At 73.5% G+C, this 22,646-nt stretch carries 20 protein-coding genes; 19 read left to right on the forward strand and 1 reads right to left on the reverse strand.

What is annotated here, in order from left to right:
* Positions 1 to 138 precede the first annotated feature (138 nt).
* The 10 genes from ACI78T_RS11575 to ACI78T_RS11620 all read left to right on the forward strand — a co-directional run bounded on the left by ACI78T_RS11575 (position 139) and on the right by ACI78T_RS11620 (position 8,725).
* Positions 139 to 552: a glycosyltransferase gene (locus tag ACI78T_RS11575; protein WP_456558242.1), complete on the forward strand. Its 414-nt coding sequence runs from the start codon at positions 139 to 141 to the stop codon at positions 550 to 552.
* Entirely contained in the window at positions 549 to 2,015 is a 1,467-nt protein-coding gene (murC, locus tag ACI78T_RS11580; RefSeq protein WP_456558243.1) for a UDP-N-acetylmuramate--L-alanine ligase, read from the forward strand. The genes ACI78T_RS11575 and murC overlap by 4 nt, the downstream gene beginning before the upstream one ends.
* A complete protein-coding gene (locus ACI78T_RS11585) occupies positions 2,012 to 2,860 on the forward strand; it encodes a cell division protein FtsQ/DivIB (protein ID WP_456558244.1) in 849 nt (282 codons plus the stop codon). Before murC ends, ACI78T_RS11585 begins: the two co-directional genes overlap by 4 nt.
* A gap of 385 nt (positions 2,861 to 3,245) precedes the next feature.
* Positions 3,246 to 4,574, forward strand: coding sequence for a cell division protein FtsZ (gene ftsZ / locus ACI78T_RS11590; RefSeq protein ID WP_456558245.1), 1,329 nt, complete (start codon positions 3,246 to 3,248; stop codon positions 4,572 to 4,574).
* A gap of 23 nt (positions 4,575 to 4,597) precedes the next feature.
* The gene (gene pgeF / locus ACI78T_RS11595) at positions 4,598 to 5,335 is read left to right on the forward strand and encodes a peptidoglycan editing factor PgeF (protein WP_456558246.1); all 738 of its coding nucleotides are present in this window, start codon (positions 4,598 to 4,600) and stop codon (positions 5,333 to 5,335) included.
* A 12-nt stretch (positions 5,336 to 5,347) separates the two neighbouring features.
* Complete coding sequence (locus ACI78T_RS11600; protein WP_456558247.1) at positions 5,348 to 6,082, forward strand: YggS family pyridoxal phosphate-dependent enzyme; 735 nt, start codon at positions 5,348 to 5,350, stop codon at positions 6,080 to 6,082.
* Positions 6,083 to 6,174: 92 nt separating this feature from the next.
* Positions 6,175 to 6,867 carry a cell division protein SepF gene (locus ACI78T_RS11605; RefSeq protein WP_456558248.1) on the forward strand — a complete coding sequence of 231 codons (693 nt, stop codon included), beginning with the start codon at positions 6,175 to 6,177 and terminating at the stop codon, positions 6,865 to 6,867.
* A 68-nt stretch (positions 6,868 to 6,935) separates the two neighbouring features.
* Entirely contained in the window at positions 6,936 to 7,235 is a 300-nt protein-coding gene (locus tag ACI78T_RS11610; RefSeq protein WP_456558249.1) for a YggT family protein, read from the forward strand.
* Positions 7,236 to 7,335: 100 nt separating this feature from the next.
* Positions 7,336 to 8,058 (forward strand): DivIVA-like cell division protein Wag31, encoded by a 723-nt coding sequence (gene wag31 / locus ACI78T_RS11615; protein WP_456558250.1) that lies wholly within the window; start codon positions 7,336 to 7,338, stop codon positions 8,056 to 8,058.
* 106 nt (positions 8,059 to 8,164) lie between these two features.
* A complete protein-coding gene (locus ACI78T_RS11620; protein ID WP_456558251.1) occupies positions 8,165 to 8,725 on the forward strand; it encodes a hypothetical protein in 561 nt (186 codons plus the stop codon).
* Here the strand turns inward: ACI78T_RS11620 and ileS are convergent.
* Positions 8,722 to 11,868 carry an isoleucine--tRNA ligase gene (gene ileS, locus ACI78T_RS11625; RefSeq protein ID WP_456558252.1) on the reverse strand — a complete coding sequence of 1,049 codons (3,147 nt, stop codon included), beginning with the start codon at positions 11,866 to 11,868 and terminating at the stop codon, positions 8,722 to 8,724. The genes ACI78T_RS11620 and ileS overlap by 4 nt on opposite strands.
* A gap of 113 nt (positions 11,869 to 11,981) precedes the next feature.
* Here ileS and ACI78T_RS11630 point away from each other — a divergent pair, with 113 nt between their 5' ends.
* From ACI78T_RS11630 to ACI78T_RS11670, 9 genes are all read left to right on the forward strand, one after another.
* On the forward strand, positions 11,982 to 13,493 hold the full coding sequence (locus tag ACI78T_RS11630; protein WP_456558253.1) for a potassium/proton antiporter: 1,512 nt from the start codon (positions 11,982 to 11,984) through the stop codon (positions 13,491 to 13,493).
* A gap of 74 nt (positions 13,494 to 13,567) precedes the next feature.
* The gene (locus tag ACI78T_RS11635; RefSeq protein WP_456558254.1) at positions 13,568 to 14,806 is read left to right on the forward strand and encodes a DUF4032 domain-containing protein; all 1,239 of its coding nucleotides are present in this window, start codon (positions 13,568 to 13,570) and stop codon (positions 14,804 to 14,806) included.
* A gap of 162 nt (positions 14,807 to 14,968) precedes the next feature.
* Positions 14,969 to 16,324: an extracellular solute-binding protein gene (locus ACI78T_RS11640; RefSeq protein ID WP_456558255.1), complete on the forward strand. Its 1,356-nt coding sequence runs from the start codon at positions 14,969 to 14,971 to the stop codon at positions 16,322 to 16,324.
* A complete protein-coding gene (locus ACI78T_RS11645) occupies positions 16,321 to 17,280 on the forward strand; it encodes a carbohydrate ABC transporter permease (RefSeq protein WP_456558256.1) in 960 nt (319 codons plus the stop codon). The genes ACI78T_RS11640 and ACI78T_RS11645 overlap by 4 nt, the downstream gene beginning before the upstream one ends.
* A gap of 3 nt (positions 17,281 to 17,283) precedes the next feature.
* Positions 17,284 to 18,117, forward strand: a complete 834-nt coding sequence (locus ACI78T_RS11650) for a carbohydrate ABC transporter permease (RefSeq protein WP_456558257.1) — start codon at positions 17,284 to 17,286, stop codon at positions 18,115 to 18,117.
* Between the two features lie 47 nt (positions 18,118 to 18,164).
* Entirely contained in the window at positions 18,165 to 19,421 is a 1,257-nt protein-coding gene (locus tag ACI78T_RS11655; RefSeq protein WP_456558258.1) for an ABC transporter ATP-binding protein, read from the forward strand.
* Positions 19,333 to 21,069, forward strand: coding sequence for a glycoside hydrolase family 13 protein (locus tag ACI78T_RS11660; RefSeq protein ID WP_456558259.1), 1,737 nt, complete (start codon positions 19,333 to 19,335; stop codon positions 21,067 to 21,069). The genes ACI78T_RS11655 and ACI78T_RS11660 overlap by 89 nt, the downstream gene beginning before the upstream one ends.
* 35 nt (positions 21,070 to 21,104) lie before the next feature.
* A complete protein-coding gene (gene lspA, locus ACI78T_RS11665; RefSeq protein ID WP_456558260.1) occupies positions 21,105 to 21,668 on the forward strand; it encodes a signal peptidase II in 564 nt (187 codons plus the stop codon).
* Positions 21,669 to 21,695: 27 nt separating this feature from the next.
* Positions 21,696 to 22,643, forward strand: coding sequence for an RluA family pseudouridine synthase (locus tag ACI78T_RS11670; protein WP_456558261.1), 948 nt, complete (start codon positions 21,696 to 21,698; stop codon positions 22,641 to 22,643).
* Positions 22,644 to 22,646 lie beyond the last annotated feature (3 nt).

Below are 22,646 nucleotides of genomic sequence, written 5' to 3' on the forward strand. Positions count from 1 at the left end.
GCCGCGCGCCCCACGTTTGTTTTTTGGGGGGGTAGGGTGGGGCCACACAGGTTATCGGGGGCGGGGGGGGCGGGGGGGGTGGCCCACCCCGGGGGGGGGGGGGGGGGCCGCCCCCCCCCCGGGCCGAAGAACACCCACGTGACTGTCCCCGCCCGCCCGTCGGGTAGTGCTCCCTACGTGCTCGTCGACTACCTGGACCGGATGGACCTCGCCTACGCCGCCGCCGACCTCGCGCTGTGCCGCTCCGGGGCGGTGACCGTCGCCGAGCTGTCGGCCGTCGGGCTGCCGGCGGCCTTCGTGCCGCTGCCCATCGGGAACGGCGAGCAGCGGCGCAACGCGCTGCCGGTCGTGGACGCCGGCGGCGGCCTGCTGGTCGAGGACGCCGAGCTCGACGCCGACTGGATCACCGCGCACCTGGTGCCCCTGCTGACCGGCCCCGACGCGCTCGCCGGCTACGCGCGGCACGCGGCCGCCGCCGGTGTGCCCGACGCCGACGAGCGGCTGGCCGACCTGGTCGTCGAGGCGGCCGGGTCGCGGGGGAGCGGGCGATGAGCGCCGCCGACGTCGCGGCGTGGAGCGACCCCGTGCCGACGCCCGACGAGCTGGGCGCCGTCCACTTCGTGGGCATCGGCGGTGCCGGGATGAGCGGGATCGCCCGGATCCTGCTGGCCCGGGGAGTCCGCGTCTCGGGCAGCGACCGGCGCGACACCCCGACCCTGCTCGCGCTGCGCGCCCTCGGCGCCCGGGTCTCGGTCGGGCACGAGGCCGCCAACCTCGGCGACGCCGCCACCGTGGTCGTCTCCACCGCGATCCGCGCGGACAACCCCGAGCTCGCAGCTGCGCGCGAGCGCGGCCTGCGGGTGCTGCCCCGCGCCGTGGCCCTGGCCGCGGTGATGGCCGGGCGGCGCAGCGTCGCGGTGGCCGGCACGCACGGCAAGACCTCGACCACGTCCATGCTGACGGTCGCCGTCCAGGCGTGCGGCGTGGACCCGTCGTTCGCGATCGGCGGCGACCTCAACGAGTCCGGCAGCAACGCCCACGCGGGGGAGGGCGACGTCTTCGTCGCGGAGGCCGACGAGAGCGACAGGTCCTTCCTGCTGCTGGCGCCCTACGGCGCGATCGTCACCAACGTCGAGGCCGACCACCTCGACAACTACGGCGACCTCGCCGCGGTCGAGGCCGCCTTCGACAGGTTCCTCCAGACCGTCGACCCCGCGGGCTTCGTCGTCGTCTGCGCCGACGACCCGGGCGCCGCCCGGCTGCGCGGCGTCCCCACGCCGGCCCGGCTGCGCACCTACGGCTTCGCCGAGGACGCCGACCTGCGGCTCACCGCGCTCGAGGTGGGCGGCGACGCCACCAGCTACACCGCCACCCTCGACGGCACCGAGCTCGGGCGCGTCCGCATCCGCGTGCCCGGGGAGCACATGGCGCTCAACAGCGCCGCCGCCCTGCTGGCCGGTCTCGAGCTCGGCCTGCCGGCGGCCGACCTGATCGAGGGCCTCGGCCGCTTCGGCGGGGTGCACCGCCGGTTCGAGCTCAAGGGCGTCGTCGGCGGGGTCCGCGTCTACGACGACTACGCCCACCACCCGACCGAGGTGACCGCCCAGCTCAAGGCCGCCCGCGCGGTCGCCGGGGACGGGCGGCTGGTCGTCGCCTTCCAGCCGCACCTCTACAGCCGGACGCAGGAGTTCGCCGCCGGCTTCGGCGAGGCCCTCGGCCTGGCCGACGAGGTGGTGGTCATGGACGTCTACGGCGCCCGCGAGGACCCGGTCCCCGGCGTGACCGGCGCGATGGTGGCCGACGCCGTGCCGCTGCCGGCCGGGCGGGTGCTCTTCGAGCCCTCCTGGTCGGCCACCGCGCCGGCGCTGGCCGCCCGTGCCCGCCCCGGCGACCTGGTGATGACCATGGGCGCGGGCGACGTGTCGATGGTGGGACCCGAGGTGCTCTCCGCGCTCCGCGGCACGACCGGCGGGGACGCGGCGACGGCGGACGACGCGGCGGGCCACGACCGGTGAGCCGGTCGGGCTCGACGACGCGGGACCGCACCGCGCGGTCGCGCCGCGGGAAGGGGGCCGAGCGGCCGGTCGCCGACCGGCACGCCGACAAGCGGCGGTCGACGCCCCGCCGGCCCCCGGCTCCGGTCACTCCCATCGCCCGCCGCCGTGGGCGGCCGCGCGGGCGGCGCCGCGTCCTGCAGCTGGCCGGGGCCGTGGCGGCCGTCGCCGTGGTGGCCTGGCTGCTGCTGGCCGGTCCCGTGCTGGCCGTCCGCGCCGTGGACGTCGACGGGCTGGTCACGCTGCCGGCCGAGCAGGTGCAGGAGGCGGCCGGCATCGGATCCGGGACGCCGCTGCTGCGCGTGGACGTCGCCGCCGCCGAGGCGCGCGTCGCCCGGCTGCCGCAGGTGGCGTCGGTCGAGGTCACCCGCGACTGGCCCGACAGCGTCGTCATCACCGTGGTCGAGCGCGTGCCCGTCGCGGTCGTCGGCGAGCCGGGCCGGCGGTCGCTGGTCGACGCCGACGGCGTGCTCTTCGACATGGTCACGGGGGAGACCCCGGAGGGGGTGGTGCCCCTCGACGTCGCGGCGCCCGGCCCCGAGGACCCCGCGACCCGGGCGGGCATCGCGGCCATCGCCTCGCTGCCGTCCGACGTCCGCGAGCAGGTGGGCGCGGCCGCGGCCGCGAGCCCCGACGACATCACCCTGACCCTGTCCGACGGCACCGTCGTCCGGTGGGGGGACGCGTCGGAGTCGCGGGCGAAGTCCGCGGCGCTCGAGGGGCTGGTCGAGCAGATCCGGACCGGTGCCCTGGAGCCGGCCGGCACCATCGACGTCAGCACACCCGACGCCGTCGTCCTCCGCTGACCGCCGCCGCGCGGCGGCGGGGGAGTGCCCAGGTCACGCGGGGTGTCCCCGCGCCTGCGCACCGCTGCCGGCGACCACGCCGACCGACACGCGGAAGGGCGCGACACGCCCGACACGCAACTTCTCTTTCCGGGTTCCCGTCCCAGGGACCTCACAGGGTCTCGACCCTGGCATGAGACGTTCACGGGGCGGGTCGTCACAGCTAGTGGTGCTCATGTGACCAACGGGTCGCCAGTGTTCGGTGCGATCCGCTCTCACCGACACGCCGACCCCCGGAGGGTGTTTGTGTCGCCCTCTTCGCCGCACCTAACTTCGTCCTCGTCGACCGAGTTGACATAACTGTAAGGCTGAACTTGAGGATGAGGGTCCAGTTGGGGAGCGCCGCATGACACCTCCGCACAACTATCTAGCGGTCATCAAGGTCGTCGGCATCGGCGGCGGCGGGGTGAACGCGGTCAATCGCATGATCGAGGTCGGCCTCAAGGGGGTCGAGTTCATCGCGATCAACACCGACGCGCAGGCGCTGCTGATGAGCGACGCCGACGTCAAGCTCGACGTCGGGCGCGAGCTCACGCGCGGCCTGGGCGCGGGCGCCCAGCCCGACGTGGGCCGCCAGGCCGCCGAGGACCACCGCGAGGAGATCGAGGAGGTCCTCAAGGGGGCCGACATGGTCTTCGTGACGGCGGGCGAGGGCGGCGGCACCGGTACCGGTGGCGCGCCCGTCGTGGCGTCCATCGCGCGCAAGCTCGGCGCCCTGACCATCGGCGTCGTCACCCGCCCGTTCGCCTTCGAGGGCAAGCGGCGCGCGGTGCAGGCCGAGTCGGGCATCGAGGAGCTGCGCAACGAGTGCGACACGCTCATCGTGATCCCGAACGACCGGCTGCTGCAGCTGGGCGACCGGAACGTCAGCGTCATGGACGCGTTCCGCACCGCCGACCAGGTGCTGCTCTCCGGTGTCCAGGGCATCACCGACCTGATCACCACGCCCGGCCTGATCAACCTGGACTTCGCCGACGTCAAGTCGGTCATGTCCGGGGCCGGGTCGGCGCTCATGGGCATCGGCAGCGCGCGCGGCGACAACCGCGCGCTGCTGGCCGCGGAGCAGGCCATCGCCAGCCCCCTGCTGGAGGCCTCGATGGAGGGCGCCCACGGCGTCCTGCTGTCGATCTCCGGCGGGTCGGACCTCGGCCTGTTCGAGATCAACGAGGCCGCGTCGCTGGTGTCCGACGCCGCGCACGCCGACGCCAACATCATCTTCGGCGCCGTGATCGACGACGCCCTGGGTGACGAGGTCCGGGTGACCGTCATCGCCGCCGGCTTCGACAGCGGCCGGCCCAGCGCCCGCAAGGACGCCGGTGCCGCCGGCGTGGTCACCGGGGCGCCGGGTGGCGCCCCCGCGGCCGCACCGGCCGGTCTGCCGCCCTACCGGCGGCCGATGACCCCGGCGGCGAACCAGCCGGCGGGGGAGCGCCGGGTCGTGCCGCAGACTGCCCAGGCGGCCCAGCCGGCCGCCGCGCCGGCGCCGGCCAACGGGGCCGCTCCGGCCGCCGCGCCGGCACCCGCGGCGCAGTCCCGCCCGGCACCCGCGGCCGGCGGTGGGGGCATCACCGTGCCCCCGCTCCCGCCGATCCCGGGTCCGGTCGCCGGCCGGCGACCGCTGTCCAGCGAGGACTTCGAGGAAGAGCTCGACATCCCGGAGTTCCTCAAGGGCTGAGGCACCACCGTCATGCTGGACCCATGACGCGCAGCGACACACCGGCCGCTCCGCCGGCGGTGCGACCCCGACGGGTCGTCACCGACCGGCGGGGCGGCCGGTCCCGTTCCCCGTACGAGTCGTTCAACCTCGGTGACCACGTCGGCGACGACCCGGCCGACGTCGCGGCCAACCGGAGCCGCGTCGCCCGGGAGCTGGGCGTGCCGGAGGACCGGCTGGTGTGGATGCAGCAGGTCCACGGCACCGGGGTCGCGGTGGTGGACGGACCGCAGGGCGCGCCGGTGGCCGCGACCGACGGGCTGGTGACGGCGACCCGCGGGCTCGTGCTGTGCGTCCTGGTGGCCGACTGCGTCCCGGTCCTGCTCGCCGACCACGAGACCGGCGTGGTGGCCGCCGTGCACGCCGGTCGCGAGGGCCTGCGGAAGGGCGTGCTGCCGGCGGCCCTGTCGGCGATGGCGAGCCTCGGTGCGCGCGCCCGCCACGTCACCGCCCTGCTCGGGCCGGCGGTGTGCGGCGCCTGCTACGAGGTGCCCGCGCAGATGCAGGCCGACGTCGCGCGGGTCGCGCCGTCGGCGGCGGTGCCGACCCGCGCCGGGACCGCCGGCCTGGACCTGCGGGCCGGCGTCGCGGAGGTGCTCCGCCGGGCGGGGATCCCCGAGGTGGTGCAGGACCCGCGCTGCACCGTCGAGGACCCGACCTTGTTCTCCCACCGGCGCGACGGCGTCACCGGCCGGCAGGCCGGGCTCGTCTGGCTCGACTGAGAGGATCAGCACGTGGCCGGCCTGGAGGAGAACCTGCGCGCGGTCCGGGCCCGCATCTCCGCGGCGGCACGGGCGGCCGGCCGCGCCCCGGACTCGGTCGCGCTCCTGGCGGTGAGCAAGACCTGGTCCGCCGCCGACGTCCGCGCCCTCGCCGCCCTGGGGCAGCACGCCTTCGGCGAGAACCGGGCCCAGGAGCTGCTGCAGAAGGCGGCCGAACTGACCGACGTCGACCTGCGCTGGCACTTCATCGGCCAGCTGCAGCGCAACAAGGCGGCCGCCGTGGCCCGTCTCGGCGCGGTGGTGCACTCGGTCGACCGCACGTCCCTGGCCGAGGCGCTGAGCCGCGCCGGGGAGGGGAGCGGGCGGGTGGTCGACGTCCTGCTCCAGGTCGACCTCGGCGGGCCGGAGGGCGAGCTGGGCCGGCGTGGCGGTGCCGATCCGGCCACGGTGCCCGCACTGGCCGACGCGGTCGCGGAGCTGCCCGGGCTGCGGCTGCGCGGCCTCATGGCGGTGGCGCCGCGCGGGGAGCAACCGCGGCCGGCGTTCGACCGCCTCGCCGCCCTGGCCGCACGCGTCCGTGACGACCACCCCGGGGCGGTGGAGATCTCCGCCGGCATGAGCGGGGACCTCGAGGAGGCGATCGCAGCCGGCGCGACGATCGTGCGTGTCGGAACCGCGCTCTTCGGGGACCGGCCCCTACCCTGCGGTGAAGATCGAGCACACCAGCCTCACGAGTCACACCGGTAACACGGGCCACGGACGGCCCAGAGCTGCCGTGCGGACGCGACACCGAGAACGCCAGCAGAGGGGGAGGTCCGATGGCTGGAGCCATGCGGAGGATGGGTATCTACCTGGGGCTCGTCGAGGACGACGACGCCCGCGCCTACGGCCGGTACGACGCCCGTCAGTCCGAGCACACCGACCACGACCGCCGGTACGGCGGCCGCTACGCCGACGACCGGTACGACGACCGCTACGACGACGAGTACGCCGCCGGCTACGCCGACGAGGACCTCGAGGACGACCTGCCCCCGGCCCGCGAGCCCGAGGCCCTGCCCGCCCGCCGCGAGCGCGCCGCCCGCCCGATCGGCCTGGCGCCCGCCGGTGCCGGCCCCTCGCGGGTCAGCGCAATGGGGAGCTCCGCCGGCGGTTCCGCCATGAGCAGCGGCCCGGTGGGTGCCACCGCCGCCAAGCTCGCCGTCCGGGAGCCGGTCGCCGTCGTGGCCGAGCCCGCCCCGGCGCCGGCGCCGCAGCCCTACCGGATCACCACGCTGCACCCGCGCACCTACAACGAGGCGCGGGTCATCGGTGAGCGGTTCCGCGACGGGATGCCGGTGATCATGAACCTCACCGAGATGGACGACTCCGACGCGAAGCGGCTCGTCGACTTCGCCGCGGGTCTGTCCTTCGGACTGCGCGGTAGTATCGAGCGCGTCACGGCGAAGGTCTTCCTGCTCAGTCCGCAGAACGTCGACGTGACGGCCGAGGACAAGGCGCGGATCCGCGAAGGCGGGTTCTTCAACCAGTCCTGAGGCACGCGTGAGGGGAACTCGCGCGACTGTGGCAACGGCACGCGCAGTGCCCCGAACGAACGAGGACCGTGGCTCTCTTCTGGCAGATCGTCTCGTCGGTGCTGCTCGTCTTCCTCGTCCTGCTGTTCGCGCGGTTCGTCGTCGACTGGGTGATGGTGCTGGCGCGCAGCTGGCGGCCCTCGGGCATCGTCGCCGCGGGTCTGGAGGTCGTGTACACGACCACCGATCCGCCGCTCAAGGCGGTGCGCCGGGTCATCCCACCACTGAACCTGGGGTCCATCAGACTGGACCTCGGGTTTATGGTGCTGTTGATCGCCGTGTTGTTCCTCCGTGGCCTCACGACCTCACTCGCCGCCGCTGCCGCGTGACTCCTGAACCCATCCGGGCCAGGGCCGTGGACCGGGCGGCGCCCGCCGCCGCTCGTCCGAGAACGTCCCTGTTCCCGCCGTCCGACCCGAGGTGACCCCGATGCCACTCACGCCTGCCGACGTGCACAACGTCGTCTTCAAGAAGCCGCCCATCGGCAAGCGGGGCTACGACGAGGACGAGGTCGACGCCTTCCTCGACGTCGTGGAAGCCGAGCTCGCCCGCCTCATCGAGGAGAACAACGAGCTGCGCGCGGCCGTCGGCCGCGGCGGCGCCCGCGTCGAGGAGGCGCCGGTCCCGGCGCCCGCGCCGGTCGCGGCGCCCCCGCCGCCGGTGCAGCAGCCGCGCGAGGACGACAGCGCCCGCGCGTCGCGGATGCTGGCCCTGGCCACCGAGACGGCCGACCGCTACGTCAACGAGGCCAAGGCCCAGGCCGAGCAGATGCTCACCGGTGCGAAGACCAACAGCGAGCGGCTGATGGCCGATGCGCGCGCCAAGAGCGAGCAGATGGTCACCGAGGCCAAGCACCGCGCCGAGTCGATGGTCGGCGAGGCGCGCACGCGTGCCGAGACCATGGAGCGCGAGGCCCGCGCCAAGGCGGCGGCCCTCGACCAGGACGCCGAGCGCCGGCACGTCGAGGTCATGGGCACCCTCGAGGAGAAGCGCAGCAGCCTGGAGCGCAAGATCGAGGAGCTGAGGACCTTCGAGCGCGAGTACCGCACCCGCCTGCGGTCCTACCTCGAGTCCCACCTGCGCGACCTGGACAGCCGCGGCTCCGCCGAGCCGGCGGCCGCGGGTCGGCAGAACCAGCACGCCCCCGCCTGACGCGCAGCCGCTCCGACAGCACACCGACAGGGCCCCCGGACACCGTCCGGGGGCCCTGTCGCGTGCCGAGGGGTGGACGACCGCGATCCGCCCTACAGTCGCAAGCGTGATCTTGGCTGCCGGCCTGCTCGTGCTCGCGGGCCTCGGACTCTTCGTCGGGGGCGTGCTCACCGGGGTGACCGCCCTCTACTGGGGCTGCGTCGCCGCCTGCGTGGTGGCCGCGGTGCTGCTGTTCGTCGCCCGGCGGCAGATCGCCACCGCTCCGGCGAAGGCGCCCGCCACCTCGCCGGCCGAGCGCGCGACCACCTCGGCCACGCCGACGGCACCCGCCGCGGAGACGGGTGAGGGCGCCGCCGCGCCGGCGGGCGCCACGGCCGCGTCGGCGACCGAGACGGCCGTGGAGGAGCCGGTCGCCGAGCAGGGCGACCCGTCGGTCGAGGAGGTCGAGGTCACCGACCTGCTCATCGTGGTCGATCTCAAGGACGAGGTGCTCGTGGTCGACGAGCACCCGCGCTACCACCTGCCGGGGTGCCGGTACCTCTCCGGGCACACGCCGATCCCGCTGCCCCTGGACGAGGCGCGGACCGACGGCTTCACGCCGTGCGCCGTGTGCGCCCCGGACCGCAACCTCGCCCAGCGGGCCCGCGAGAAGAAGTCCGCGGGCTAGGTCTTCGCCACCCAGAAGCGCAGACCCTCGGGCCCCTCGAAGCCTGCGCCCTCGCCGGCCGTGCTCGCGTGGACGGCGGAGGCGAGCACCTCGCCGGCGACCTGGTCGCCGTGCTCGGCGAGCGCCTCGGCGACCGGGCCGTCGGCGGTCCACCAGAGGGCGATCCGGTCGCTGACCTCCAGGCCGCTGGACTTCCGCGCCTCCTGCACCAGCCGGACCACCTCGCGGACCAGCCCGGCGCGCTCCAGCTCCGGCGTGAGCGTGAGGTCCAGGGCGACGGTGAGCCCGCCCCCGCTGGCCACCGTCCACCCCTCCCGAGGGGTCTCGGTGACGACCAGGTCGCCCTCCTCCAGCGGCACGCTGGTGCCGTCGACCTCGACGGCGGCGGTGCCGGCGCGGTAGGCGGCGGTCAGCTCCGCGGCGTCGGCCGCGGCGACGGCTTTCGCCACCGCCTGCACCTGCTTGCCCAGCCGGCGGCCCACGGCGCGGAAGTCGACCTTGAGGCTGACGTCGACCAGCTCGCCGACGGCGGAGAGCTCCGCGAGCTCGGCCACGTTCAGCTCGTCGGCCACCTCGGCGACCAGGTCGCGGGGCAGCGACGTCCAGCCCGGCGCCGCGACGACGGCGCGGGCCAGCGGCTGGCGCGTGCGCACCTTGGCCGAGGTGCGCGCGGAGCGGCCGAGCTCCACCAGCCGTCGCACGAGGTCGACCTGCGCGACCAGGGCGTCGTCCCGTGCCTCGCCGTCCACCTCCGGCCACGCCGCCAGGTGCACCGAGTCGGGGGCGTCCGCGCCGAGGCCGGGGAGCACCGCCCGCGTCCAGACCTCCTCGGTCACGAACGGCGTGAACGGCGCCATGAGGCGGGTCAGCCCGTCGAGCACCTCGTGCAGCGTGCCCAGGGCGGCGGGGTCGCCGTCCCAGAACCGGCGGCGCGAGCGGCGGACGTACCAGTTGGACAGGTCGTCGACGAACTGCGCGATCAGCCGGCCCGCGCCCTGGGTGTCGAAGTCCTCCAAGGCCGTCGTGACGCCGTCGGTGACCGCCGCGAGCTCGGCGAGCGCCCACCGGTCCAGCAGCGGCCGCTCGGCGGCCGCCGGCGCCGGGCTGGCCGCCGGATCCCAGCCGTTGGCCGACGCGTAGAGCGTGAAGAAGCTGGCGGTGTTCCAGTAGGTCAGCAGGACCTTCCGGACCACCTCGGACAGCGTCTCGTGCCCGACCCGCCGGGCCGACCACGGCGAGCCGCCGGCCAGCATGAACCAGCGGACGGCGTCGGCGCCGTGCCGGTCCATCAGCGGGATCGGCTCGAGGATGTTGCCCAGGTGCTTGCTCATCTTGCGGCCGTCCTCGGCCAGGATGTGGCCCAGGCACAGCACGTTCTCGTACGAGCTCTTCTCGAACACCAGGGTGCCGACAGCCATGAGCGTGTAGAACCAGCCGCGCGTCTGGTCGATCGCCTCGGCGATGAACTGCGCGGGGTAGCTGGCCTCGAACTCCGCCCGGTTGCGGTGCGGCGCGCCCCACTGGGCGAACGGCATGGAGCCCGAGTCGTACCAGGCGTCGATGACCTGGCGGACCCGCCGGAACGTGCCCTCCTCGCCGGGCAGCGTGAACGTGACGTCGTCGATGAACGGCCGGTGCGGGTCGAGGTCGGACAGGTCGCGGCCGGTCAGCTCGGAGAGCTCGGCGAGCGAGCCGACGGCGACCATCCGCGTGGGGTCGGCGTCGTTGCGCCAGATCGGCAGCGGGGTGCCCCAGTAGCGGTCGCGGGACAGCGCCCAGTCGACGTTGTTGTTCAGCCAGTCGCCGTAGCGGCCGGTCTTGATGCTCTCCGGGTACCAGTTGGTCTTCTCGTTCTCGGCGAGCAGCTGGTCCTTGATCTGGCTGGTCCGGATGTACCAGGACGGCTGCGCGTAGTACATGAGCGGCGTGTGGCAGCGCCAGCAGTGCGGGTAGCTGTGCTCGTACCGCAGCTCGCGGTGGAGGACGCCGCGGTTCTTCAGGTCTTCGACGAGGGCGGCGTCGGCCGCCTTGAAGAAGTGCCCGCCGACCAGCGGCACCTCGGGGAGGAAGTGCCCGGACGGGTCGATCGGGTTCACCACGGGAAGCCCGTAGCCGCGGCAGACCGCGAGGTCCTCGGCGCCGAACGCGGGGGACTGGTGCACCAGGCCGGTGCCGTCGTCGGTGGTCACGTAGTCGGCCAGGACGACGTAGTGGGCGTCCCCCTCGGGGAACTCGACCAGCTCGAAGGGCCGCTGGTAGTGGACCCGCTCCCAGTCGCGACCGGTCGTGCGGGCGAGCACCTCGGCGTCCTCACCGAGGACGGCGGTCAGCAGCGGCTCGGCGACGACGAACGTGCCGGCGTCGTTCCGGGCCACCACGTAGGTGACGTCGGGGTGCACGGCGACGGCGGTGTTGGACGGCAGCGTCCACGGCGTCGTCGTCCAGATCAGCAGGTCGGCCTTGCCGGCCCACTCGCCGTCGGTGACGGGGAGCCGGACGTAGACCGACGGGTCGGTCAGGGTCTCGTAGCCCTGGGCGACCTCGTGGTCGGACAGGCCCGTGCCGCAGCGCGGGCAGTAGGGCGCGACGCGGTGGTCCTCGACCAGCAGGCCCTTCTCGAAGATCTGCTTGAGCGACCACCAGACGCTCTCGATGTAGGCCGGGTCCATCGTCCAGTAGGCCGTGGACATGTCGACCCAGTAGCCCATGCGCCGGGTGAGGTCGGAGAAGGCGTCGACGTGCCGCTCGACGGACTCGCGGCAGCGGGCGTTGAACTCGGCGATGCCGTACCGCTCGATGTCCGGCTTCCCCGCGAACCCGAGCTCCTGCTCGACGGCGATCTCCACCGGCAGGCCGTGGCAGTCCCAGCCCGCGCGGCGCGGCACGTGGTAGCCCTGCATCGTCTTGAAGCGGGGGAAGACGTCCTTGAAGGCGCGCGCCTCGATGTGGTGGGTGCCCGGCCGGCCGTTGGCGGTGGGCGGGCCCTCGTAGAAGACCCACTGCGGCTTGCCGGCCGACGCCTCGAGCGTCCGGTCGAAGACCTTGCCCTCCTCCCAGCGCTGCAGGATCCGCTGCTCCACGGCCGGCAGGTCGACCTGCGGGGGGAGCGCTGCGAAGGGACCGGCGGGGGAGGGAGAACTCACGTCACCATTCTCCCCGACCCGCCAAACGGGTTGCGGGCGCGTCCGGATCCGGGCCCGTCGGGAAACGGTCCCGGTACGTGCGTACGGGACACTGCCCCCATGGACGGCGCCCGGTGAACGACACCGTCACCGTCGCGCTGGCGGTCGGCGCGCTCGTCGTCCTCGTCGCGGCCGTCGCCCTTCGGCTGGCCGACCGGCTCGGACTCCCGAGCCTCCTCCTGTACCTGGCCTTCGGCATCGCCATGGGGGAGAGCGGCCTCGGCGTCCAGTTCGAGGACTACGAGCTCACCCAGACGCTCGGCTACGCCGCCCTGGTCGTCATCCTCGCCGAGGGTGGGCTCACGACCCGGTGGACCGACGTCCGCCGGGCCATCGGCCCCGGCATCGCGCTCTCCACCGTCGGCGTGGCGGTCAGCGTGGGCGTGACGGCGGGCATCGGGGTGCTGCTCCTCGGCTTCGACTGGGGCTTCGCCCTGCTGCTCGCGGCGGTGATCAGCTCGACCGATGCCGCCGCCGTCTTCGCCACGCTGCGCCGGCTGCCGCTCCCGCGGCGGGTCGCCGCCTCGCTCGAGGCCGAGAGCGGGCTCAACGACGCCCCGGTGATCCTGCTGGTGACCGTGCTGGCCGAGTCGCTCACGGGGGAGGCGACCCAGCCGTGGTGGCTCGTCGGCGTGGTCGTCCTCGCCGAGCTGGCGGGAGGCGCCGTCGTCGGCGTGGGCATCGGTTTCGCCGGCGCCGCGCTGCTGCGCCGCGTCGCCCTGCCCGTGGCCGGGTTCTACCCCTTGGCGACGCTGGCACTGTGCGTGCTGGCGTACTCGTCGGCGACGCTCGCGCACACGTCCGGCTTCGTCGCGGTCTACCTCTGCGGCGTCGTGCTCGGCAACGCGACGGTGCCGCACCGCACCGCGAGCGTCGGCTTCGCGGAGGGGATGGCCTCGCTCGCGCAGATCGGCCTGTTCGTGCTGCTCGGACTGCTCGTCTCGCCCGGCCGGTTGCCCGACGCGGTGGGGCCTGCGCTCGTCGTCGGCGGAGCACTCCTCCTGCTCGCCCGGCCCCTGTCGGTGGTGACCAGCCTGGTGTGGTTCCGGTTCCCGTGGGCCCAGCACGCGTTCATCTCGTGGGCGGGACTGCGCGGGGCGGTGCCGATCGTCGCGGCCATCATCCCGCTGACCGCCCAGGTGCCCGGGGCGACGACCGTCTTCGACACCGTCTTCGTGCTCGTCGTCGTCTTCACGGTGGTGCAGGGCTGGTCGCTGCCGTGGGTCGCCCGCCGCCTCCGGATCGCGACCCCGATCGCCCCACGGGACGTCCAGGTCGAGGCGGCGCCGCTGGGTGAGCTGGATGCCGACCTGATGCAGCTCACCGTGTCGCCAGGGTCCCGGCTGCACGGCGTCTACCTCCCCGAGCTGCGGCTGCCCGAGGACGCCGCCGTCGTCCTCATCGTGCGGGAGGGCCGCTCCTTCGTGCCCGACGCGACCACCCGGTTGATGCGCGGGGACCAGGCGCTGCTGGTGTCGGCCCGCCGCTCCCGCCCCGAGGCCGAGCGGCGGCTGCGCGCGGTCAGCCGGGCCGGGCGGCTGGCGAGCTGGCGCGGCGAGGACGGCCGCGCGACCGGGGCCGACTGAGGCAGGCGCGCCGCCCTCGTCTCTGGCATCGTGGACGCGGGTGGGCGGCGCCGTCCACGGGTCAGGGGCGTGCCATGCGGTTCCTCTTCCGTCCCCCGGCCGCCGAGGCCACGGGGCTCCTCAGCCTGCCGTGGGACCGGCCGCTGGCCGAGTGGGACTCGAGCCTGCTGATGGAGGTGCCGCAGCGCGGCATCTCGCGGCACGTGGTCCGCTTCGCCGCCAGCGGCGGCCACGTCTTCGCGCTCAAGGAGATCAACGAGCACCTCGCCCGCCACGAGTACGCACTGCTGGGCCAGTTCGAGGAGGAGGGGCTGCCGACGGTCTCGGTGCTGGGCATCTGCGTCGACCGCCCCGACGACCAGGAGGCCATCCTGGTCACCCGGTACCTCGAGTACTCGATGTCCTACCGCTGGCTGTTCTCCAGCCCCCGCGCCGATCACTCCGCGGAGCGGCTGCTGGACACGATGGTCGAGCTGCTCGTCCGGCTGCACCTGGCCGGTGTCTTCTGGGGTGACTGCTCGCTGTCCAACACCCTCTTCCGCCCCGACGCCGGCGCGCTGGCGGCCTACCTGGTCGACGCGGAGACCGCCGAGCGCCACCCCTCCCTCTCCCCGGGCCAGCGGGCCTACGACGTCGACCTCGCCCGCGAGCGGGTCGGGGCGGAGCTCCTCGACCTCCAGTTCGGCGGGCTGCTGCCCGAGGGGATCGACCCGATCGCGACCGCCGAGGGGTTGCCCGCCCGCTACGAGGCGCTGTGGGACGAGGTCACCCACGAGCAGGTCTTCGGCGTCGACGAGCAGCAGTGGCGGATCGCGGAGCGGCTGCAGCGCCTCAACGACCTGGGGTTCGACGTCGGCGAGGTCGAGCTCGTCACGTCGCCGGAGGGGGCCAAGCTGCGGGTGGAGACGCGGGTGGCCGAGCCCGGCCAGCACCGCCGGGAGCTGCTGCGCCTCACCGGGCTCGAGGTGCAGGAGCGCCAGGCCCGCCGGCTGCTCAACGACATCGTCGCCTACCGCGCCTGGCTGGAGCAGAAGACGGGGAAGCCGGTCGCGGAGTCCCTGGCGGCCCACCGTTGGCTGGCGGAGGTGTACCAGCCGGTCGTGGAGTCGATCCCGCCGGAGCTGGCCGGTCGTCTGGCGCCCGCCGAGGTGTTCCACGAGGTGCTCGAGCACCGCTGGTTCCTGTCGGAGAAGGCCAAGCGCGACGTCGGGACGGCGGCCGCCGCGCGGTCCTACGTCGCCAACGTCCTGCCGCAGACCCCCAAGGAGGTCACCACGCCCTCGGTGATCGCCGGGATGGCCCCGGACGCCTAGAGCGGACGACGCGCCACCCGGCCGACACGCGGTGATCGTCTCGGTCAGATCGCGATCCGGCGGATCCGCACCGGTTCGAATTGACACCCCCTGTGAGCTGCACCACGCTCCGAAGATCGCGGTGACCACCCGTCGCTGTCGCGCCAACGGAGGCGATGACCGATGCAGAAACCTGCTGGCCAGGGACGACCCAGCACCGGGTCGACCACCCACCGGAGCGCCGGGAGGAGGTCTCGAAGGCGAGGAGTCGCCGGCGCCGCGGCCCTGCTGGTCACCGCGGGGACGCTCGCCGCCTGCGGCGGCGACGACGGCGGTGCGTCGACCCTCACGTGGTACATCAACCCCGACTCCGGCGGTCAGGCCGAGATCGCCGGCCGGTGCAGCGAGGAATCCGGCGGGGCGTACACGATCGAGACCGCCCAGCTGCCCCGCGAGTCGGCGCAGCAGCGCGAGCAGCTGGTGCGCCGCCTCGCGGCGGAGGACGACTCCATCGACCTGGTCAGCCTCGACCCGCCCTACATCCCCGAGTTCGCCGAGGCGGGGTTCCTGGCCCCGGTGCCCGAGGACGTCGCGGAGCGGGTCACCGAGGACGTCGTCCAGAGCGCCATCGACGGCTCGACCTGGAACGACGAGCTGGTGGCCGTCCCGTTCTGGGCCAACACCCAGCTGTTCTGGTACAAGAAGTCGGTCGCCGAGGCGGCCGGGCTCGACCCGGAGAACGAGCCGGTCACGTGGGAGCAGCTCGTGCAGGCGGCCGAGGAGCAGGACACCACGATCGCCGCGCAGGGCATCCGCGCCGAGGCCCTGACGGTCTGGCTCAACGCCCTGATCGAGTCCGCGGGCGGCTCGATCATCGAGGAGACCGCCGACGACCCGGCCGACATCCAGCTCGGGCTGGAGTCAGAGGCGGCGCTGGCGGCCGCCGAGGTCATGAACTCGGTGAGCACGGTGGGCGGCCCGGCCTTCTCGACGGCGGGTGAGGACGCGAACGTCACCGACTTCGAGGAGGGCGACGCGGCGTTCATGGTCAACTGGCCGTTCGTCTGGGGCCGCGCGTTGGCCGCGGTCGAGGCGGGCACGCTCGACCAGTCGGTCCCCGACGACTACGGCTGGGCCCTCTACCCGCGGGTGAACGAGGACGAGGAGAGCGCACCTCCGTACGGCGGCATCAACCTCGTCGTCGGGGCCTTCAGCCAGAACGTCGACGCGGCCTACGAGGCGGCGGAGTGCATCGTCTCCGAGGAGAACCAGGCCTACTACTTCACGACCAACGGGAACCCGGCCTCCAAGGCGTCGGTCTACGACGACCCCGAGGTCCAGGAGGTCTTCCCGCAGGCCGACGTGATCCGCGAGTCGCTGGAGAACGCCGCACCGCGACCGCAGACCGTCTACTACAGCGAGGTCTCCGGCGCGCTCCAGCGCGAGTACCACCCGGCGTCCTCGATCGATCCGCAGACCGTCGGCACGCAGGCCAACGACCTGATCACCGCGGTCCTGGCAGGGGAGCAACTGCTGTGACCCAGACCACGCTTCCGCCGACCAAGAAGACCGCCCCGGTCTCGGCACCCAAGGGCACGATCAGCGACCGCTCCCGCAGCGAGCGCAAGCTCGGCTGGCTGCTGGCCGGTCCGGCGTTCATCGTCATGCTGGCGGTCACCGCCTACCCGATCCTGCAGGCGGTCTACGAGTCGCTGTTCTCCTACCGGCTCACCGACCCCGACAACCGCGAGTTCAACGGGCTGGCGAACTACGGGGTCATCCTCAGCGACCCGCTCTGGTGGCAGTCGATCTGGGTGACGGTGCTCATCACGGTGGTCACCGTGGCCGTGGAGCTCGTGCTCGGCTTCGCGCTCGCGATGGTGATGGCCAAGGCGCTGAGCTCCATCCGGCCGGTGCTGCGAGCGGCCATCCTCATCCCGTACGCCGTCATCACGGTGGTGTCGGCCTTCGCCTGGCAGTTCGCGTTCGACATCAACACCGGCTTCGTGAACAGCTGGTTCGCCTGGTTGCCCGGGGTCTCGGCCGACACCGACTGGTTCGGCAGCTGGGGCACCTCGATCCTGGTGATCTGCCTGGCCGAGATCTGGAAGACCACGCCGTTCATCTCGTTGCTCCTGCTCGCCGGCCTGGCGCAGGTGCCCGAGGTCCTGCAGGAGGCGGCGCAGGTCGACGGCGCCACCTGGTGGCAGCGGCTGTGGCGGGTGACCATCCCGAACATGAAGGCGGCGATCATGGTCGCCCTGCTGTTCCGCACCCTCGACGCGTTCCGCGTCTTCGACAGCATCTTCATCATGACCGCCGGCGCGAACGGCACGGAGTCGGTCTCGTTCCTGGCCTACCGGCAGACCATCGCCCGGCTCGAGATCGGGCTGGGGTCGGCGGTCTCGGTGCTGCTGTTCATCACGGTGGTTCTCATAGCCCTGGGCTTCATCAAGGGCTTCAAGGTCGACCTGTCTTCGGCGCGGGGGGAGTGACCGGTGTCCACACGAACGAAGGTCCTGTGGTGGATCGGCGGCGCGGTCATCGTGCTGTACGCGCTGTTCCCGATCGCCTGGATCATCTCGATCTCGCTCAAGGCGCCGTCGGACATCGCGAACGGCCAGTTCCTGCCGACCACGGTCTCGTGGAGCAACTACGAGGACATCCTCACCGGTAGCGCGAGCGACCTGTTCCTGCCGGCGCTGCGCAACTCCTTCGGCATCTGCCTCATCGCGACGGCGATCAGCTGCCTGCTCGCCATGTTCGCCGCGTACGCCATCGCCCGGCTGGACTTCCCGGGCAAGCGGCTGATCCTGTCCACGGCGCTGGCGGTCGCGATCTTCCCGGTCATCTCGATCGTCACGCCGCTGTTCAACGTGTGGCGGCAGATCGGGCTCTACGACACCTGGCCGGGTCTGATCCTCCCGTACCTCTCGCTGACGCTGCCGATCTCGATCTGGACCATGTCGGCGTTCTTCCGCGAGATCCCGTGGGAGATGGAGCAGGCCGCGCAGGTGGACGGCGCGACCACCTGGCAGGCGTTCCGCAAGGTGATCGTCCCGCTGGCCGCACCGGGCGTCTTCACCACCGCGATCATCGCCTTCTTCATCGCCTGGAACGACTTCGTCTACGGCATCGTCCTGACCTCGACCGAGGCCGCCCGGCCGGTGCCGGCCGCCCTGGGCCTGTTCAGCGGCGCGTCGCAGTTCGAGGACCCGACGGGAGCCATCGCCGCGGCCGCGCTGATCGTGACGGTCCCCGTCGTCGTCCTGGTCCTGCTCTTCCAGCGGCGCATCGTCGCCGGTCTCACCAACGGCGCCGTCAAGGGCTGACCGTTCCCGACTCCGTTTCCGACCCACCCACCGAAGGGGACGAACCGATGGCCTCCATCGAGATGCGCAACATCGTGAAGCAGTACGGGGACGGTTTCCCCGCCGTGAACGACGTCAGCCTGGACATCGCCGACGGGGAGTTCATGATCCTGGTCGGCCCGTCCGGCTGCGGGAAGTCGACCCTGCTGCGGATGATCGTCGGCCTCGAGGACATCACCAGCGGCGACATGATCATCGGGGGGAAGCGGGTCAACGACCTGGCGCCCCGCGACCGCAACCTGTCGATGGTGTTCCAGAACTACGCGCTGTACCCGCACATGACGGTGTTCGAGAACATCGCCTTCCCGCTGCGGCTGTCCAAGACCCCGGACGACGAGGTGCGCCGCCGCGTCAACGAGGCCGCCGACGTCCTGGAGCTCAAGGACCACCTCGAGCGCAAGCCGGCCAACCTCTCCGGTGGCCAGCGCCAGCGCGTCGCCATGGGGCGGGCGATCGTGCGCCAGGCCGAGGCGTTCCTGTTCGACGAGCCGCTGTCCAACCTCGACGCCAAGCTGCGCGGCCAGATGCGCACCGAGATCTCCCGACTGCAGCGTCGCCTGGGCATCACCACCGTCTACGTCACCCACGACCAGACCGAGGCGATGACCCTGGGCGACCGGGTCTGCGTCCTGCGCAAGGGCAAGATCCAGCAGGTCGCATCGCCGCGGGAGCTGTACGAGCAGCCGGTCAACCTCTTCGTGGCCGGGTTCATCGGCTCGCCGCCGATGAACTTCCTGCCGGCCACGCCGAAGGGCAACACGCTGGAGATGCCCTTCGGGACGATCCAGCTGGACGAGAAGCGCGCCGGGCAGGTCTCCGGCCGCGATCTGGTCCTGGTCGGCATCCGCCCCGAGTACTTCGAGGACGCGTCGCTGGTGGAGGAGTCCAAGCGGCCGCACGGGTCGACGTTCCGCGCACGGGTCGACGTCACCGAGTGGCTGGGTGACTCGCAGTTCGCCTACATCCCCTACGAGGCGCCCGAGGCCGTCACCGCCCAGCTGCGCGACCTCTCCCGCGAGCTGGACTCGGAGGAGCTGCGCACGCAGGCCATCGTGTCGATCGACTCCACGAGCCGGATCCGGGAGGGCCGGGAGGCGGAGTTCTGGCTGGACACCCGCAAGGTGCACGTCTTCGACCCGCAGTCCGGCGAGAACCTGACGCGGGACGCCGAGGCCGGTGCCGAGCTCACCCGCATGGCCACGCAGGACCGGGTCGAGCAGGTCGACGAGGCCCGGGGCGGCGCCACCGCTGTCGGCGCTGCCTAGCGGCTCGCGGGACGCCGGGGCCACCGGCGTCCCGTGGTGGCGCGACGCCGTCGTCTACGAGGTCTACCTGCGCAGCTTCGCCGACTCCGACGGCGACGGCGTGGGGGACATCGGCGGCCTGCGCCGCCGGCTGCCCTACCTCGCGGACCTGGGCGTCGACGCCGTCTGGATCACCCCCTGGTACCCGTCGCCGATGGCCGACGGGGGGTACGACGTCGCCGACTACCGCGACATCGACCCGCGCTTCGGGACGCTGGCCGACGCCGACGCGCTGCTGGCCGAGGCGCACGGGCTCGGCCTGCGGGTGGTCGTCGACCTGGTGGCCAACCACACCTCCGAGCAGCACCCGTGGTTCGCCGCGGCGCTGGCCGCGGGGCCCGGCTCGCCCGAGCGCGAGCGGTACTTCTTCCGCGACGGCCGGAACGGCGGAGCCGAACCGCCCAACGACTGGGTGAGCGCCTTCGGCGGCCGCGCCTGGACCCGGGTGACCGAGCCCGACGGGCGGCCGGGGCAGTGGTACCTGCACCTGTTCGCGCCGCAGCAGCCCGACCTCGACTGGGCGAACCCCGAGGTGGCGGAGGAGTTCGACGCGATCCTGCGCTTCTGGTTCGACCGCGGGATCGACGGGGTCCGCGTGGACGCGGCACCGGCGATGGCAAAGGCCCCGGGCCTGCCCGACGCCGGTCACGCCCCGGGGGCGGCGTTCGAGTCGCGGAGCTGGGTGGGCAACCCGCACTGGGACGTCGACGGCGTGCACGACATCCTCCGGCGCTGGCGGCGGATCGGGGACTCCTATGACGGGGACCGCCTGTTCGTCACCGAGGCCGTGGTCAACGGACCCGAGCGACTCAGCCGCTACGTGCGCCCCGACGAGATGCACACCACCTTCAACTTCGACTACCTGACGTCGCCCTGGGACGCCGTCGCGCTGCGCCGGGTCGTCGACAGCACGCTGGCCGCGCTGGAGCCGGTCGGCGCGCCGGCCACGTGGGTGTTCTCCAGCCACGACGAGACCCGCCACGTCACCCGCTTCGGCCGGGCGTGGACGGGCGCGGCCTTCGGCGGGGCCGCCCTGCCGGCGTCGGAGACCGACCTGGAGCTCGGCCTGCGCCGGGCGCGGGCGGCGGCGCTGCTCACCCTGGCCCTGCCCGGTTCCGCCTACGTCTACCAGGGCGAGGAGCTGGGGCTGCCGGAGGTGGAGGACCTGCCCGAGGAGGCGCTGCAGGACCCCACCTGGGAGCGCTCGGGCCGCACGGTGCGGGGGCGGGACGGCTGCCGCGTCCCGCTCCCGTGGGAGGGCGACCGCCCGCCGTTCGGGTTCACCACCGGTGACCGCACCTGGCTGCCCCAGCCCGCGGAGTGGGCCCGGCTGACGGCCGCGGCCCAGCACGACGACCCGGGCTCGACCCTCTCCCTGTACCGCGCGGCGCTGCGGCTGCGCCGCCGGCTCCGGGGCACCGGCATGAGCTGGCGGGACGCCCCCGAGGGGGTGCTCGCCTTCGACCGCGGGCCGGGGTTCCGGTGCGTCGTGAACCTCGCTGCCTCCCCGGTGGACCTCGCCGGCCAGGGCCGGGTGCTCCTCGCCAGCGGGCCGTGCGCCGGGGAGCTGCCGCCCGACACCGCGGTGTGGCTCGCGCCCGACGGGTGACCTCGGGTCGGCCCCGCGCGGCTATCGTCGTCGGCGTGACCGAGCAGCCCGACCCCGCGGCGACCCCGGCGACCCACCGGCGGCCCCGCACGCGGCTCCTCCTCACCCTGGCCGCCGTGGTCTGGGTGCTCGACCAGGTCACCAAGCTGGCCGTCGTCGCCACCATCGAGCCCGGCGAGGACATCCGGCTGCTCGGGGGGTTCCTCTACCTGACGCACTACCGCAACACCGGCGCCGCCTTCTCCTTCGCCGAGGGCTTCACGGTGCTCTTCACCCTCGTCGCGGTCGTGGTGGCCGTCGTCATCGTGCGCACGGCCCGGCGGCTGTTCTCCACCGCCTGGGCGGTGACCCTCGGACTCGTCCTCGGCGGGGCCCTCGGCAACCTGGTCGACCGCGTCTTCCGCGACCCGGGGTTCCTCCGCGGGGGAGTGGTCGACTTCCTGTCGCTGTTCGCCCCCGACGGCAGCGTCTGGCCGGTGTTCAACGTCGCCGACTCGGCGATCGTCTGCGGCGGCGTCCTGGGGGCCTTCCTCGCCCTGCGCGGCGTCGAGTTCGACGGCTCCCGGGCCGGGGACAGGCCCGCCGCCGATCCCGCCTGAACCGGTCGGACGCGCACAGACGTCACAATGGGTGCCGTGACCTCCACTGCCGGCATGCACCGCGCCCTGCCGGTGCCCGACGGGCTCGAGGGGCAGCGGGTCGACCAGGCGCTCTCCCGGCTCTTCGGGCTCTCGCGGACGGCGGCGGCCGACGTCGCCGACGCCGGGAACGTCGTGGTCGACGGCCGGGTCCGCGGCAAGGGTGACCGGCTGACCGCGGGCAGCTGGCTCGAGGTGGAGCTGCCGCCGCCGCCGGGCGACCCGGTGGCGCCCCAGCCCGTGGTCGGGATGACCGTCCTCCACGACGACGACGACCTGGTCGTCGTCGACAAGCCGGTCGGCGTGGCGGCCCACCCGAGCCCGGGCTGGGACGGCCCCACCGTCATCGGCGGGCTCGCCGCGGCCGGCTACCGGATCTCGACGTCGGGGGCGGCCGAGCGCCAGGGGGTGGTGCACCGGCTGGACGCCGCGACCACCGGCGTGATGGTGGTGGCCAAGAGCGAGCGCGCCTACACCGCGCTGAAGGCGGCGTTCAAGGAGCGCACCGTCGAGAAGGGCTACCACGCCCTCGTGCAGGGCCACCCCGATCCCTCGCGCGGCACCATCGACGCACCGATCGACCGCCACCCGAAGCACGACTGGCGGTTCGCCGTCGTGCAGGGCGGGCGCCCCTCGGTCACCCACTACGAGGTCATCGAGGCGTTCCCGGCCGCGAGCCTGGTCGACATCAAGCTGGAGACCGGGCGCACCCACCAGATCCGGGTGCACTTCTCCGCGCTCCGCCACCCGTGCGTCGGCGACACGACCTACGGTGCCGACCCGACGCTCGCGGCCCGGCTGGGGGTGGCGCGCCAGTGGCTGCACGCCGTCCGGCTCGGGTTCCCGCACCCCGCCGACGGGCGCTGGGTCGAGTTCACCAGCGAGTACCCGCCCGACCTCGCCGGCGCGCTGGCCGTCCTGCGCGCCGAGGCCTGAACG

It is taken from the genome of Blastococcus sp. SYSU D00922, assembly GCF_054050495.1.